Source organism: Pseudomonas sp. TMW 2.1634 (assembly GCF_001703595.1).
Lineage (GTDB): Bacteria > Pseudomonadota > Gammaproteobacteria > Pseudomonadales > Pseudomonadaceae > Aquipseudomonas > Aquipseudomonas fragi.
This window is the reverse complement of sequence record NZ_CP016849.1, coordinates 4,122,801-4,137,329: the sequence shown is the minus strand read 5'-3', so window position 1 is coordinate 4,137,329 and position 14,529 is coordinate 4,122,801. Positions and strand designations below refer to the sequence as shown.

The window sequence follows — 14,529 nt, the reverse complement described above, 5'->3', positions numbered from 1 at the left end:
ATTTGAGGACGTTACGTTGGAAGCACTGCACAAGAAAATTCGCGAAGAAGGCATCGTGCTTTCCGATCAGGTTTTGAAGGTCGATGCCTTTTTGAACCATCAGATCGACCCTCAGCTGATGAAAGAGATCGGCGACGAGTTCGCGCGTTTGTTCAAGGATTCGGGCATCACCAAGATCGTCACTATCGAAGCATCGGGCATCGCCCCTGCCGTGATGACTGGCTTGAACTTGGGTGTACCTGTGATTTTTGCGCGTAAGCACCAGTCCCTGACCCTGACAGAAAACCTGCTGTCGGCCACGGTGTATTCGTTCACCAAGCAGACCGAAAGCACCGTTGCGATCTCCCCGCGTCACCTGCAAAGCAGCGACCGCGTTCTGGTGATCGATGATTTCCTGGCCAACGGCAAGGCGTCGCAAGCGCTGATTTCGATCATCAAGCAGGCGGGCGCCACCGTTGCCGGCCTGGGGATCGTGATCGAGAAGTCGTTCCAGGGCGGCCGTGCCGAACTGGACGCGCAGGGCTACCGCGTTGAATCCCTGGCCCGGGTCAAATCCCTGGCGGGCGGTAAAGTGACCTTTATCGAGTAAGCCTTTCAGCCCGTAGCAGCTGCCGAGGAACGTAGGCTGCGTTCGAGCGCGAAGCGGTCGTAAACCCGGTAGTCGCGGTCTATCAGAACAACCGGGGTTGCAGGGTTTACGACGGCTGCGCCGCCGAACGCAGCCTGGCGGCAGCTGCTACGAAAGGCGCGTCAATGGCTTTTCGCGGTTGCCTGCAACCCCGCCAGCAGCAAACGCTGGTACAGCTCATCGCGCAACCCGTCGGGCTGTGCGAGCTGCATACGCGCCAGGTGTTCGGGGAAGGCCTGCGGCGACGGCGCGTCCAGCGTGGCCTTGCCCAGCTGGTAAATCTGCGTGAGCTTGAATTTGCTCTTGAGCCAATTCAACGCTCGCAGCAGGTCTTGCTCCTGCGCGCTGAAATCGCTGCCCAGCGGGTACTCCGGGAACAAGTGCGGGTGCCTGGCAGCTATCCCCTGCAAGCGTTCCGGGCTGTTGTCGGCAAAACGCGGGTCAAGGCAGAAATCCTTGGGCAATTTGCCCATTAATTGCGCCTGCGTCGTCAGCTCGGTCTGAAAGCGTGAGTCGGTAATGTTGAGCAGCGCTTCGATCACCTTGCTGTCGGTTTTGCCGCGCAGGTCGGCAATCCCGTATTCAGTGACCACAATGTCGCGCAAATGCCGCGGGATCGTGCAGTGACCGTACTCCCAGACAATATTGGAACTCACCTCCCCTGCGGACTCACGCCAGCTGCGCAGCATGATCACCGAGCGGGCGTCATGCAGGGCGTGGCCCTGGGCAACAAAGTTGTATTGCCCGCCGACCCCGCTAAGCACCCGGCCATCTTCAAGCTGATCGGCCACCGCAGCACCGAGCAAGGTGGCGGTGAAAGCGCTGTTAACGAAACGCGCATCGCGCCGTTGCAAGCGCTTCAACTCTTCCTGGCCGTACAGCTCGTTGATATAGCTGATGGCAGTCATGTTGAATTCGCAACGCTTGCTGTGGGGCAACTCCCTCAGGCGCTGGTAAAAGTCGCGGGGGCCGAGAATAAAACCGCCGTGGATGCTGACTCCGTCATCCTGCAGGCTTTCATCCAGGGTGCCGGCATTGGCTTGGGCTTGCCTGTCTGCATCGGGATAGACCTTGCGTCGCACAATCCCGGCATCTGCCAGCACCATCAGGCCGTGGACAAACATCTCGCTGCAACCGTACAGGCCACGGGCAAAAGGCTCGACGCCACCTTCACGTTCGATCAGCGTGTGCCACGGGGTGGTATCGATATCGTCGAGCAGGGCGCGATAGCCCTCGTTGTCACCCTGGCGTGCAAGCAAAGCTGCGCTCAGGGCATCGCCCATCGAGCCAATGCCAATCTGCAGCGTGCCGCCGTCACGGATCAGGGTGCTGGCGTGCAAGCCGATCATATGGTCTTGCAGGTTGACCGGCATGCTGGGGGTTGAAAACAACGTAGTGTGCTCATCTTCGTCGATCAGCAGGTCAAAATCGTCGATGCTCAATTCCGAGTCGCCGGGCATATACGGCAGGTCCTCATGTACCTGGCCCAGCATCAGAATGGTCTCGCCTGCCGCTCGCCGCCTGGCAATCATGGGCAATAGATCGAGGGTAATGTCGGGGTTGCAGCTCAGGCTCAGGCGCGTGGCATCCTCGGGGTGGCGAGCCACCAGTTGGGCCACCAGGTTCAGGCCGCTGGCATTGATGTCGCGGGCCGCGTGGCTGTAATTGCTGCTGACGTAATCCTGTTGGGCCGCCGGGCTGTTGAGCAAACTGCCCGGCTGCATAAAGAACTGCTCAACGTGGGTATTGGCGGGCATGCGGTTGTGCTGCAGATCGGCAAGGTAGTCCAGCTCGATATAGTCGCCAAAGACCCGCTCGACAAAAGGCTCCAGAAACAGCCGCTGCAAACCATCGCCAAGCGCTGGGCGACCCAGGCTCAGGGCGGTATAGATCGTCAGTTGGCGCTCGGGCAGCAGTTTGATCCGCTGATACAGCGCATTGACGAAGCGGTTGGCCTTGCCCAGACCCAGCGGCAGACCAAGGTGAATATGTATCGGTAACCGCGCCAGCACATCATCGACTGCGCGTTCGATCGAACAGGGCTGCACCATCTGACTCTCCTTATCCATCCTTGAATATAGACGTGATAAAGAACAGTTGGTGCAATCCCCCCCAAATCCCGGGCACAAAAAAGCCGCCCATCAGCGGCTTTTTCAGGGACGTTCGGCTTATTTGAGGCCGGACATCTTCTCGATGGCGCCTTTAAGCTCTTCATCGGTACAAGTCATGCAAGTGCCCTTTGGCGGCATGGCGTTGATACCGGTGATGGCTTTGGCCAGGATGCCATCAAGGCCGCCTTGGTGATCGGCGCGCTCTTTCCAGGCCGCGGTGTCACCGATTTTCGGTGCGCCCAACAAGCCGGTGCCGTGGCAAGCACTGCAGTGCTTGGCAATAATATCGTCTGGTGTCATGCCACCACCACCGCCTACAGAAGCAGTCACTTCCATCCCTTTGCATTCCTGCCCTTGAACACAGACTTTACCCACTGGCTCAAGACGTTTTGCAATGTCATCGTTCGTTGTTGCCTGAGCGTTGACTGCCCAAAGGGCCACTACTGCTGCTGGTACGGCCAGCATTTTCATAATTAGGTTCACGCGTTCACCCTCAATGGTGGCTATTCACGCCCACAACCACGGTTTCGCGGGCGGCAAAAGTATAACGGTTAGCCCGCCTCTCTGAAACAACCCTAAAGACAAAGGGGGAATAGAGCTGGCGAAATGCATCTACGGGTGCCTCTGCAAGCAGGCAGGGCGCCTCTGTTTTTAGAAATTCGCCGGGGTGGCTGCGCTGATTAGTCGCGCCGCGACGTCGAACGGATTGCGAAAACGGTGCGGTTTGGAGCTTTCAAAATAATAGCTGTCACCGGCTTCCAGCACGAAGGTCTCAAGGCCCACGGTTAACTCTAGGCGACCTTCCACCAAAATCCCGGTTTCTTCGCCTTCATGGGTCAGCATTTCGTCCCCGGTATCGGCGCCAGGTGGGTAAATTTCGTTGAGAAATGCAATGGCCCGGCTCGGATGCGCCTTGCCTACCAGTTTCATGGTCACGGCACCGTCGGAAATGTCGATCAGCTCATTGGCTTTGTAGACAATTTGAGTTGGGTTTTCTTGAAGGATCTCTTCGGAAAAAAACTCGACCATGGACATGGGGATGCCACTCAGCACTTTGCGCAGGGAGCTTATGGACGGGCTCACGCTGTTCTTTTCGATCATCGAAATGGTGCTGTTGGTGACGCCCGCGCGCTTGGCGAGTTCACGCTGTGACAGGCCTTTGAGTTTGCGGATGGATTGCAGTCGTTCACCGACGTCCAATGCGGGAGCCTCCTGGGGCAGATTCAAGTCGAGAAGCCGCCATGATGGCGATAGCGTTCAGTATTTACAACACTTCGACTTCAAACCCGGGTACCCATTTGCCCCCGTACATTGGATACAACCTGTCAGCTACCGGAATAGAGGCGTGGCACGCGTTTAAGGTTGCAGAAAATCTGGTAAGGAATGGTGTCTGCTGCGGTTGCCACTTCGTTGGCGAGAATGTTTTTGCCCCACAACTCGACCGTCGAGCCCAGGCCGGCTTGCGGCACATCGGTAAGGTCGATGCACAGCATGTCCATCGACACTCGGCCCAGTAACTGGCTGCGCACACCGTCCACCAGCACCGGGGTACCGGTGGGTGCCTGGCGCGGATAACCGTCGGCATAACCCATTGCCACCACGCCAATGCGCATCGGCTTCGGGGTGATGAATTTGGCACCGTAGCCCACAGGCTCACCGGCGGGCAGTTCGCGCACGCAAATCACTTTGGACTCCAGAGTCATCACCGGTTGCAGACGTGATGCAGTGGCCTGGGGTTCTTCAAATGGCGAGGCGCCATACAGCATCAGCCCCGGGCGTACCCAGTCACTTGGCACCCGTGGCCAGCCGAGTACAGCTGGCGAGTTACGCAAGCTGATTTCTGCCGTCAAGTCGGCGCGAGCGCCCAGGAACACAGCGACCTGCTCTACGCTTCGGGTGCAATCGAGTTCATCGGCGCGGGCAAAGTGGCTCATCAGCACGATTTTCGCCACATTGGCACTGGCCTGCAGACGCTGGTAAGCCGCTTGGTAATCACTGGGGTGCAAACCGACGCGGTGCATGCCGCTGTCCAGTTTCAGCCATACGTGGATCGGTTTGGCGAGGCGGGCCTGCTCGATCGCATCGAGCTGCCACAGCGAATGCACCACGCACCAGAAGTCATGTTCGACGATCAGGGGCAGTTCATCGGCTTCAAAAAAACCTTCGAGCAGCAGGATGGGTGCGCCAATACCGGCGGCACGCAGCTCCAGTGCTTCTTCTATGCAGGCAACGGCAAAGCCGTCGGCTTCGGCTTCAAGGGCCTGGGCGCAGCGAACGGCCCCGTGGCCGTAGGCATCGGCCTTGATCACAGCGAGGGCTTTGGCCCCCGAGACTTCACGCGCCAGTTGGTAATTGTGACGCAGGGCTTGCAGGTCAATCAGGGCACGGGCTGGGCGCATGGCGGCGGGCTTCTAACGGCAATTGAATAAAAAAACGGTGCAAACCCGCAGCGTGAACCGCGTGCTGCACCGCAAGAGGGACAGTTACATGATCAAACGACTAGGGCAGTGCGGCCACAACAGATAGTTCGACCAGAATTTCAGGTTCGCACAGCTTGGCTTCGACGGTCGCTCGGGCTGGCGCTACACCTTTTGGCAGCCACTGGTCCCAGACGCTGTTCATGCCGGCAAAGTCGGCATCGATGTCCTTGAGGTAGATGGTGACCGACAGGATGCGGCTTTTGTCGGTGCCCGCCAGGTCCAGCAGGTGCTCGATATTGGCCAGTGTTTCACGGGTTTGCTGCTCGACCCCGGCGTTCATGTCGTCGCCGACTTGCCCGGACAGGTAGACAGTGCCGTTATGGGCAACGATCTGGCTCATGCGTTCATTGGTGAGCTGGCGCTGGATTGCCATGTTTTGCAGTCTCCTGGTGGTTACCGTAGCGGGAAATATCAAGGCCTTCGGCGCTGATTTGCGGGGTCTTTTTGGCCATCACGTCCGCAAGGAAACGACCGGAACCGCAGGCCATGGTCCAACCGAGTGTGCCATGACCGGTGTTCAGGAACAGGTTTTTAAACGGGGTCGCGCCAACAATCGGCGTACCGTCCGGGGTGGTCGGGCGCAGGCCGGTCCAGAAGCTGGCCTGGCTCAGATCACCGCCCTGAGGATAAAGGTCGTTGACGATCATCTCCAGGGTTTCGCGTCGACGCGGGTTCAGCGACAGGTCAAAACCGGCGATTTCAGCCATGCCGCCAACGCGGATGCGATTGTCGAAACGGGTGATCGCGACCTTGTAGGTCTCGTCCAGAATGGTCGAAGTCGGGGCCATGTCCGAATTGGTAATCGGGATGGTCAACGAATAGCCCTTGAGCGGGTAAACCGGAGCCTTGATGCCCAGCGGCTTGAGCATCTGCGGCGAGTAGCTGCCCAGTGCCAGTACATAGCGGTCGGCGGTTTCGAGTTTGCCGTCGATCATCACGCCATTGATTCGGTCGCCTGCGTAGTCCAGACGCTGGATATCCTGGCCGAAGCGGAATTCCACACCCAGGTTCTTGGCCATTTCAGCCAAGCGGGTGGTAAACATCTGACAGTCACCAGTCTGATCATTCGGCAGGCGCAGGGCGCCGGCCAGGATATCGGTGACGCTGGCCAGTGCAGGCTCAACCCGGGCAATGCCGGCACGGTCGAGCAGTTCGAACGGTACGCCGGATTCTTTCAGGACCGCGATGTCCTTGGCGGCGCCATCGAGCTGGGCCTGGGTGCGGAACAGCTGCGTAGTACCGAGGTTGCGGGCCTCGTAGGCAATACCGGTTTCGGCGCGCAGTTCATCGAGGCAGTCACGGCTGTACTCGGACAGGCGGACCATGCGCTCCTTGTTCACGGCGTAGCGGCTGGCGGTGCAGTTGCGCAGCATCTGGGCCATCCACAGGTACTGGTCGATGCTGGTCGTGGCCTTGATGGCCAGAGGCGCGTGGCGTTCGAGCAGCCATTTGATGGCCTTGAGCGGCACACCCGGTGCAGCCCACGGCGAAGCGTAGCCCGGGGACACCTGGCCGGCGTTGGCAAAGCTGGTTTCCATTGCAACGGCTGGCTGACGGTCGACGACGACCACATCGAAACCGGCTCGGGCCAGATAATAGGCGCTGGCAGTACCAATAACGCCGCCACCCAATACCATAACTCGCATATTTATATCCCTCATCGCGGCCAGCCGCAGACGTTTATTGTTCAGAGCGAAGATGAGCGCAGTATAAGAAGCATTGGCTAGTGGAATTCACTGTATAAGCAGCTATATTTGGCGACAATTCCCGGGCGAATCGCTTTTCACGGAGGAGAATCTCCTATGCGTACAAATCATCAAACAAAGCGTGAACTGGACAAGATAGACCGCAACATTTTGCGCATCCTGCAAGTCGATGGCCGCATCTCGTTTACCGAGCTGGGGGAGAAGGTCGGGCTGTCCACAACGCCCTGTACCGAGCGGGTGCGCAGGCTGGAGCGTGAAGGGATCATCATGGGCTACAACGCCCGGCTCAACCCGCAGCACTTGCAGGGCGGCCTGCTGGTATTTGTAGAAATCAGCCTGGACTACAAGTCAGGCGATACTTTCGATGAATTCCGACGAGCCGTGCTGAAGTTGCCCCATGTGCTGGAGTGTCATCTGGTTTCGGGGGATTTTGACTATCTGGTGAAAGCGCGGATCAGCGAGATGGCTTCATACCGCAAGCTGCTGGGTGACATCCTGCTCAAGCTGCCCCATGTGCGCGAATCCAAGAGCTATATCGTGATGGAAGAAGTGAAAGAGAGCCTGAATCTGCCGATTGCGGATTGACAGCTTTCCCTCACCCCGGCCCTCTCCCTGGGGGAGAGGGGCTCTTGATCTTTTAAACCAGCACCTGCCGCGTACTGGCGATGTATTCATGCACCAGCTTCTCTGCACTGGGGTGAATCATCTCTACCGGGCGTCGGCCATTGGGGCACGGCAAGGTGGGCGTCGTACCGAACAGCCGACAGATCAGTGGCCGCTCTTCATACACCGTGCAGCCATTGGGTCCCAGATGCACACAGTTCAGCTCATCCATCGCCGCTTCCTGCTCGGCCGCCGTCTTGCGTGGCAAACGGGCCATTTCTTCGGATGAAGTGGTCACAGGCCCACAGCAATCATGGCAACCCGGCACGCAGTCGAACGAGGGGATTTGCTGCCTGAGAAAGCGGATCTTGTGGCTGTTGCAGCTCATCCAGAACGTACCGATTTTGAAAAGGCCGCAGAGTCTGCCTGAAAACCCCTGCACTAGACAGGGCCATTCGGCTGTTCTTGCCCCGCGGGAATGGCACGGCTTATGCTCCGTCAAATTTTCCAAACATCAATAATCAGGATTACGCACATGAACGCCCCAGTTCAGCGCAACCAGCACACCGCTTCTTATTACGCCGCCAGCAGCCTGCCGCAACCCGACCACCCGGTGCTGCAGGGCGAGCTGATGGCGGATGTGTGTGTGGTGGGCGGTGGCTTTTCCGGCCTGAACACGGCCCTGGAGCTGGCCGAGCGCGGCATGAGCGTGGTCTTGCTGGAAGCGCACAAGATCGGCTGGGGCGCCAGCGGGCGCAATGGCGGCCAGTTGATTCGCGGTGTCGGTCATGGCCTTGAGCAGTTTGAAGGCATCATCGGCAAGGACGGTGTACGACACATGAAGCTGATGGGGCTGGAGGCCGTGGAAATTGTGCGCCAGCGCGTCGAGCGCTTCAATATTGCCTGTGACCTGACCTGGGGCTATTGCGACCTGGCCAACAAGCCCCGTGACCTTGAAGGCTTTGCCGAAGAAGCCCAGGAGCTGCGCGACCTGGGCTATCGCCACGAAACCCGCCTGTTGCAGGCCAATGAAGTACATACCGTGGTGGGTTCGGACCGTTATGTTGGCGGTTTTGTCGATATGGGTTCAGGGCATCTGCATCCGCTGAACCTGGCGCTGGGCGAAGCCGCAGCGGCGGCACAACTGGGTGTAAAGCTGTTTGAAAATTCCGCCGTGACCCGCATTGATTATGGCCCTGAGGTGCGGGTGCACACGGCCCAAGGCACGGTGCGGGCCAAAAGTCTGGTGCTGGGTTGCAATGCTTACCTCAAGGACTTGAACCCGCAGCTCAGTGGCAAAGTGCTGCCTGCGGGCAGTTACATCATCGCCACCGAGCCGTTGAGCGAGGCCCAGGCGCACGCCTTGCTGCCGCAAAACATGGCCGTGTGCGATCAGCGAGTGGCGCTGGACTACTACCGGCTTTCGGCGGACCGACGCTTGCTGTTCGGGGGTGCCTGTCATTATTCGGGCCGTGACCCGCAGGATATTGCGGCGTATATGCGTCCGAAAATGCTTGAGGTGTTCCCCCATCTCAAGGATGTAAAAATCGATTACCAGTGGGGTGGCATGATCGGCATCGGTGCCAACCGTTTGCCACAGATTGGCCGCCTGCCAGACCAGCCCAATGTGTATTACGCCCAGGCTTACTCGGGGCACGGGGTCAATGCCACTCACCTGGCGGGCAAGTTGCTGGCCGAAGCCATCAGTGGCCAGCACAGTGACGGTTTTGACCTGTTTGCCAAAGTCCCGCATATCACCTTCCCCGGCGGCAAATACCTGCGTTCGCCGTTGCTGGCGCTAGGGATGCTGTGGCACCGGTTAAAAGAACTGCGTTAAACCTGTGGGAGCGGGCTTGCCCACGATCAAGCCCCCCGGTGTAGCCGACACACCGCGGCGCTCCCATCGCGGGCAAGCCCGCTCCCACAGGCGTTGCAGTCATGAACGCCAAAACGGCTTGCAGCCTTCGCGCTGGGCCATTTCACGGCTCAGGCCCACGTCGCGCAGCTGTTGTTCGTCCAGGTTCAGCAGTACGCGGCGGCTGCGGGCGCGATGGCAAAACAGGCCCCACAACCCAAGGCCGGTCGGGGTGCTGGTGACTTCACGGGTTTCGTGATCAGCCAGTAATTGTTGGCTGTGCAGCGTCAGGCGCACATCGCTCAAACCATTCATCAGACAGCTCCTTTTGACTCAATTACCATGAGTCAGCATGATGGCGATCTGCTCAAAACCATGACAGATCCAGCAAAGTCCTTTTAAGTGCATACAGATTCGGCGTTTCAGGCGCTGAATCCTCGGTTTTAACCCTATCTGTACTGGTCAACCCTGCAGGAGCCCTGCCCATGACCCTCTACGTCAACCTCGCCGACCTGCTTGGCACACGCATCGAACAAGGCTTTTATCGCCCTGGCGACCGCTTGCCTTCGGTACGCGCGCTAAGCGCCGAGCACGGCGTGAGCCTAAGCACGGTGCAGCAGGCGTATCGGTTGCTGGAGGACAATGGCCTGGCATCGCCGCGGCCCAAGTCCGGGTACTTTGTGCCGATGGAGCGTGAGCTGCCCGCCTTGCCGGGCATGGGCAAGCCGGCGCAGCGCCCGGTGGAAATTTCACAATGGGAACAGGTGCTGGAACTGGTGCGCTCGGTGCCGCAAAAGGACGTGATCCAGCTGGGGCGCGGCATGCCCGATGTCACCACGCCGACCATCAAGCCGCTGCTGCGCAGCCTGGCGCAGATCAGCCGGCGTCTGGATTTGCCCGGTCTGTATTACGACAACGTCTACGGTGTGCTGGCCCTGCGCGAGCAACTGGCGCGGCTGTTGCTCGATTCAGGCTGCCAGCTGGGCGCAGATGATCTGGTGATCACCACCGGCTGCCATGAGGCGTTGTCGTGCAGCATTCGCGCCGTGTGCGAGCCGGGGGATATCGTCGCGGTGGACTCGCCGAGCTTTCATGGCGCCATGCAAACCCTCAAGGGCCTGGGCATGAAAGCCCTGGAAATCCCCACCGATCCACTGACGGGTATCAGCCTCGAAGCCCTGGAGCTGGCCCTGGAACAGTGGCCGATCAAGGCCATCCAGCTCACCCCCAGTTGCAATAACCCGCTGGGCTATATCATGCCCGAGGCCCGCAAGCGGGCGCTGGTCACCCTGGCCCAGCGTTTTGATGTGGCGATCATTGAAGACGATGTATATGGCGAATTGGCCTACACCTACCCTCGCCCGCGCACCATCAAATCCTTCGACGATGACGGTCGTGTCCTGCTGTGCAGTTCATTCTCCAAAACCCTGGCCCCCGGCTTGCGCGTTGGCTGGGTTGCGCCGGGGCGTTATCTGGAGCGGGTGCTGCACATGAAATACATCAGCACCGGCTCTACTGCGCCGCAGCCGCAACTGGCGGTTGCCGATTTTTTGAAAAACGGTCATTTCGAGCCGCACCTGCGCAAAATGCGCAGCCAGTATCAGCGCAATCGCGACCTGATGCTGGGCTGGATCAGTCGTTACTTTCCGCCCGGCACCCGCGCCAGCCGGCCCCAGGGCAGTTTTATGCTCTGGCTTGAACTGCCGGAGGGGTTTGACAGCCTGCGCCTCAATCGCGCGTTGCTGGACCAGGGCGTTCAGATCGCAGTGGGCAGTATTTTTTCGGCCTCGGGCAAGTACCGTAACTGCCTGCGCATGAACTACGCTGCAAAGCCTACACCGCAGATCGAAGACGCTGTGCGCAAAGTGGGTATAGCGGCCAGTAAACTGCTGGCAGATTCCGTTTAACTCCCGTGACGTCTGCCCGAGGCTCTACCCGTTGAAATCACTTTGCGCATTGTTTTTAGCCGTCTTGCTGGGAGGCTGTGCCACGTTGGACGTACCCCGTGAACCCACCCAGGCGTTGCCCGCAACCGACTCTTCCTTTGGCCGTTCAATCCAGGCCCAGGCCGCACCGTATCAGGGCCGCTCGGGGTTTCGCCTGCTGCCCAACAGCGGCGAAGCGTTCAGGGCCAGGGCCGAGCTGATCCGCAACGCGCAAACCAGCCTCGACCTGCAGTACTACATCGTCCATGACGGGCTGAGTACGCGCATGTTGATCGACGAGCTGCTCAAGGCGGCAGATCGCGGAGTGCGGGTGCGCATCCTGCTCGATGACACCGCCAGTGATGGCCTGGACGATGTGCTGGCAACCCTTGCGGCCCATCCCAATATCCAGATCCGCCTGTTCAACCCGCTGCAACTGGGGCGCAGCACGGGCGTGACCCGGGCAATGGGGCGGCTGTTCAATCTCTCGCGCCAGCACCGGCGCATGCACAACAAGCTCTGGCTGGCCGATAACAGTGTGGCGATCGTCGGCGGGCGCAATCTGGGCGATGAATATTTCGATGCCAAGCCGGAGCTGAATTTCACCGATATCGACCTGCTCAGCGTCGGCCCGGTGGCAGAACAATTGGGGCACAGCTTCGACCAATACTGGAACAGCGCCCTGAGCCAGCCGATTGGTGATTTTGCCTCCTCGAGCCTGACGGAGCACGAGCTGGGCAAGGCGCGCAAACAACTGGAAGCCTCGCTCAAGCGTGCGCAGCAACGCAACCCGGCGCTGTATCAGGAGCTGGCCTCATACGAAACCCGCCCCCAGCTCGACGTGTGGCGCAAGGAACTGATCTGGGCCTGGAATCAGGCGCTGTGGGATGCACCCAGCAAGGTGCTGGCCCGCGACGAGCCCGACTCGCACTTGATGCTGACCACGCAACTGGCGCCGGAACTGGCGGGGGTGAACCAGGAGCTGATTCTGGTTTCCGCCTACTTTGTACCCGGTGAAACCGGGCTGCTGTACCTCACGGGCCGCGCCGATGCCGGGGTGGATGTACGTTTATTGACCAATTCGCTGGAGGCCACGGACGTACCCGTGGTGCATGGCGGCTATGCACCGTACCGCAAGGCGTTGCTGGAGCATGGGGTCAAGCTTTTTGAGCTGCGGCGCCAGCCGGGCAGTAGCGGCGGCAGCGGCCCGCATTGGTTCAAGCCGGGGATGAGTTCGGATTCGAGCCTGCACAGCAAGGCGATGATTTTCGACCAGCAGAAATCCTTTATCGGCTCGTTCAATTTTGACCCGCGCTCGGGCTTATGGAACACCGAGGTCGGCGTGCTGGTGGACAGCCCTGAACTGGCCGCCGAGGCCCGCAAACTGGCGTTGCAGGGCATGGCCCCGGCCTTGAGTTATGAACCGAAACTGGAACAGGGCAAGTTGGTCTGGGTGACCGAAGACAACGGCCAGTTGCACACCTTGCACCATGAGCCAGGCAATTGGTGGCGCCGCCTCAATGCCTGGTTCAGCAAGAGTGTGGGGCTTGAGCGAATGCTCTGAGTGAGGGCGCTACTTGTGTGGGGTAAAAACCACTGTGGGAGCGGGCTTGCCCGCGATGAAGGCACCGGGGTCTGTCAGTCAGACCTCAGTGCTGCCATCGCGGGCAAGCCCGCTCCCACAGGGTGTTGCGTTTACGTTGTTACAGCTTGATCCAGGTGGACTTCAGCTCGGTGTACTTGTCGAACGCATGCAGCGACTTGTCACGGCCGTTGCCCGACTGCTTGAAACCACCAAACGGCGCGGTCATGTCGCCGCCATCGTATTGGTTGACCCACACACTACCGGCGCGCAGGGCCTTGGCGGTCAGGTGCGCCTTGGAGATGTCCGCAGTCCACACGGCTGCTGCCAGGCCGTAAGGTGTGTCGTTGGCAATCTTGATGGCCTCTTCGGCGCTGTCGAAGGTGATCACCGACAGCACAGGGCCAAAGATTTCTTCCTGGGCGATTTTCATCGCGTTACTGACGCCGTCGAAAATGGTCGGTTCAACGTAGGTGCCGCCGGTTTCTTGCAGGATTTGATTTCCGCCTGCGACCAGTTTTGCGCCTTCACTATGGCCAGACTTGATGTACGACAGCACGGTGTTCATTTGCTGGGTATCGACCAGAGCGCCCACGGTGGTGTCCGGGTCCAGCGGGTTGCCGGGCTTCCAACCCTTGAGGGCGTCGACTACCAGCGGCAGGAATTTGTCTTTGATCGAGCGCTCCACCAGCAGGCGCGAACCGGCGGTGCAGACTTCGCCCTGGTTGAAGGCAATGGCGCTGGCCGCCGCTTCGGCAGCGGCTTGCAGGTCCGGCGCATCGGCGAAAACGATGTTCGGGCTTTTGCCGCCAGCTTCAAGCCAGATGCGCTTCATATTGGATTCGCCCGCGTAAATCATCAATTGCTTGGCGATTTTGGTCGAACCGGTAAACACCAGCGTATCGACATCCATATGCAGGGCCAGGGCCTTGCCAACGGTGTGGCCGTAGCCTGGCAGCACGTTGAACACGCCCGCAGGAATACCGGCTTCAACCGCCAGCGCTGCGATACGAATGGCTGTTAGAGGAGACTTTTCGGACGGCTTGAGAATGACCGAGTTACCAGTCGACAGGGCCGGGCCCAGTTTCCAGCAGGCCATCATCAGCGGGAAGTTCCACGGCACGATGGCAGCGACCACGCCCACCGGCTCACGGGTTACTAGGCCCAGCTGGTCGTGGGGGGTGGCGGCAACTTCATCGTAGATCTTGTCGATGGCTTCGCCGCTCCAGCTCAGCGCGCCAGCAGCACCGGGTACGTCGATATGCAGGGAGTCACTGATCGGCTTGCCCATGTCCAGGGTTTCAAGCAGGGCCAGTTCTTCGGCGTTTTGCTTGAGCAGGCCGGCAAAACGGATCATTGCCGCCTTGCGCTTGGCCGGGGCCAGGCGCGACCAGACGCCGGACTCGAACGTCTTGCGGGCCACTTCAACGGCGCGCTGGGCATCTGCGCTATCACAGCTGGCAACCTTGCCCAGCAAGCGGCCATCGACCGGGCTCAGACACTCGAACGTTTCATTGGAGACCGCAGCGGTGTATTCACCGTTGATAAAGGCACGACCTTCGATTTTCAGCTGTTGGGCCCGTTGTTCCCAGTCAGCACGCGTCAGGGTGGTCATTCGAGTGTCCTCCTCTTGTTGAAA

14 protein-coding genes are annotated in these 14,529 nt (G+C 59.6%); 5 read left to right on the top strand and 9 right to left on the bottom strand.

What is annotated here, in order from left to right:
- Positions 1–16 precede the first annotated feature (16 nt).
- Positions 17–589, top strand: coding sequence for a xanthine phosphoribosyltransferase (locus tag BFC21_RS19555; protein ID WP_016782674.1), 573 nt, complete (start codon positions 17–19; stop codon positions 587–589).
- A gap of 161 nt (positions 590–750) precedes the next feature.
- On the opposite strand, the gene BFC21_RS19550 is transcribed toward BFC21_RS19555, so the two are convergent.
- The 6 genes from BFC21_RS19550 to dadA all read right to left on the bottom strand — a co-directional run bounded on the left by BFC21_RS19550 (position 751) and on the right by dadA (position 6,865).
- Positions 751–2,679, bottom strand: coding sequence for an acetyl-CoA hydrolase/transferase C-terminal domain-containing protein (locus BFC21_RS19550; RefSeq protein ID WP_120266437.1), 1,929 nt, complete (start codon positions 2,677–2,679; stop codon positions 751–753).
- Positions 2,680–2,796: 117 nt separating this feature from the next.
- On the bottom strand, positions 2,797–3,210 hold the full coding sequence (locus BFC21_RS19545; protein ID WP_029611629.1) for a cytochrome c5 family protein: 414 nt from the start codon (positions 3,208–3,210) through the stop codon (positions 2,797–2,799).
- 180 nt (positions 3,211–3,390) lie between these two features.
- Entirely contained in the window at positions 3,391–3,939 is a 549-nt protein-coding gene (locus BFC21_RS19540) for a cupin domain-containing protein (protein WP_016782677.1), read from the bottom strand.
- 125 nt (positions 3,940–4,064) lie between these two features.
- Positions 4,065–5,138, bottom strand: a complete 1,074-nt coding sequence (gene alr, locus BFC21_RS19535; RefSeq protein WP_088378687.1) for an alanine racemase — start codon at positions 5,136–5,138, stop codon at positions 4,065–4,067.
- Positions 5,139–5,238: 100 nt separating this feature from the next.
- Positions 5,239–5,592 carry a RidA family protein gene (locus BFC21_RS19530; protein ID WP_088378686.1) on the bottom strand — a complete coding sequence of 118 codons (354 nt, stop codon included), beginning with the start codon at positions 5,590–5,592 and terminating at the stop codon, positions 5,239–5,241.
- Complete coding sequence (gene dadA / locus BFC21_RS19525; RefSeq protein ID WP_029611630.1) at positions 5,564–6,865, bottom strand: D-amino acid dehydrogenase; 1,302 nt, start codon at positions 6,863–6,865, stop codon at positions 5,564–5,566. Before dadA ends, BFC21_RS19530 begins: the two co-directional genes overlap by 29 nt.
- Before the next feature lie 156 nt (positions 6,866–7,021).
- Between dadA and BFC21_RS19520 the strand changes: the two genes are divergently transcribed.
- On the top strand, positions 7,022–7,510 hold the full coding sequence (locus BFC21_RS19520; RefSeq protein WP_088378685.1) for an Lrp/AsnC ligand binding domain-containing protein: 489 nt from the start codon (positions 7,022–7,024) through the stop codon (positions 7,508–7,510).
- A gap of 52 nt (positions 7,511–7,562) precedes the next feature.
- Here BFC21_RS19520 and BFC21_RS19515 read toward each other — a convergent pair whose 3' ends face one another.
- A complete protein-coding gene (locus BFC21_RS19515; RefSeq protein WP_016782682.1) occupies positions 7,563–7,916 on the bottom strand; it encodes a YkgJ family cysteine cluster protein in 354 nt (117 codons plus the stop codon).
- Positions 7,917–8,063: 147 nt separating this feature from the next.
- Here BFC21_RS19515 and BFC21_RS19510 point away from each other — a divergent pair, with 147 nt between their 5' ends.
- Positions 8,064–9,365: an FAD-binding oxidoreductase gene (locus BFC21_RS19510; RefSeq protein WP_088378684.1), complete on the top strand. Its 1,302-nt coding sequence runs from the start codon at positions 8,064–8,066 to the stop codon at positions 9,363–9,365.
- A 99-nt stretch (positions 9,366–9,464) separates the two neighbouring features.
- Here the strand turns inward: BFC21_RS19510 and BFC21_RS19505 are convergent, their stop codons facing one another.
- Positions 9,465–9,698: a DUF1127 domain-containing protein gene (locus tag BFC21_RS19505; RefSeq protein ID WP_088378683.1), complete on the bottom strand. Its 234-nt coding sequence runs from the start codon at positions 9,696–9,698 to the stop codon at positions 9,465–9,467.
- 170 nt (positions 9,699–9,868) lie between these two features.
- Here BFC21_RS19505 and BFC21_RS19500 point away from each other — a divergent pair, with 170 nt between their 5' ends.
- Both BFC21_RS19500 and BFC21_RS19495 read left to right on the top strand, forming a co-directional pair.
- On the top strand, positions 9,869–11,290 hold the full coding sequence (locus tag BFC21_RS19500; protein WP_088378682.1) for a PLP-dependent aminotransferase family protein: 1,422 nt from the start codon (positions 9,869–9,871) through the stop codon (positions 11,288–11,290).
- A gap of 31 nt (positions 11,291–11,321) precedes the next feature.
- Positions 11,322–12,872: a phospholipase D family protein gene (locus BFC21_RS19495; protein ID WP_029611631.1), complete on the top strand. Its 1,551-nt coding sequence runs from the start codon at positions 11,322–11,324 to the stop codon at positions 12,870–12,872.
- Between the two features lie 139 nt (positions 12,873–13,011).
- Here the strand turns inward: BFC21_RS19495 and BFC21_RS19490 are convergent, their stop codons facing one another.
- Positions 13,012–14,505: an aldehyde dehydrogenase gene (locus BFC21_RS19490; protein ID WP_083369714.1), complete on the bottom strand. Its 1,494-nt coding sequence runs from the start codon at positions 14,503–14,505 to the stop codon at positions 13,012–13,014.
- Positions 14,506–14,529: the final 24 nt, after the last annotated feature.

Coding starts and splice junctions, on each gene's coding strand:
- BFC21_RS19550 (WP_120266437.1), bottom strand. CDS start 2,679: ATGGTGCAGCCCTGTTCGATCGAACGCGCAGTCGATGATGTGCTGGCG.
- BFC21_RS19545 (WP_029611629.1), bottom strand. CDS start 3,210: ATGAAAATGCTGGCCGTACCAGCAGCAGTAGTGGCCCTTTGGGCAGTC.
- alr (WP_088378687.1), bottom strand. CDS start 5,138: ATGCGCCCAGCCCGTGCCCTGATTGACCTGCAAGCCCTGCGTCACAAT.
- BFC21_RS19530 (WP_088378686.1), bottom strand. CDS start 5,592: ATGGCAATCCAGCGCCAGCTCACCAATGAACGCATGAGCCAGATCGTT.
- dadA (WP_029611630.1), bottom strand. CDS start 6,865: ATGCGAGTTATGGTATTGGGTGGCGGCGTTATTGGTACTGCCAGCGCC.
- BFC21_RS19520 (WP_088378685.1), top strand. CDS start 7,022: ATGCGTACAAATCATCAAACAAAGCGTGAACTGGACAAGATAGACCGC.
- BFC21_RS19515 (WP_016782682.1), bottom strand. CDS start 7,916: ATGAGCTGCAACAGCCACAAGATCCGCTTTCTCAGGCAGCAAATCCCC.
- BFC21_RS19510 (WP_088378684.1), top strand. CDS start 8,064: ATGAACGCCCCAGTTCAGCGCAACCAGCACACCGCTTCTTATTACGCC.
- BFC21_RS19505 (WP_088378683.1), bottom strand. CDS start 9,698: ATGAATGGTTTGAGCGATGTGCGCCTGACGCTGCACAGCCAACAATTA.
- BFC21_RS19500 (WP_088378682.1), top strand. CDS start 9,869: ATGACCCTCTACGTCAACCTCGCCGACCTGCTTGGCACACGCATCGAA.
- BFC21_RS19490 (WP_083369714.1), bottom strand. CDS start 14,505: ATGACCACCCTGACGCGTGCTGACTGGGAACAACGGGCCCAACAGCTG.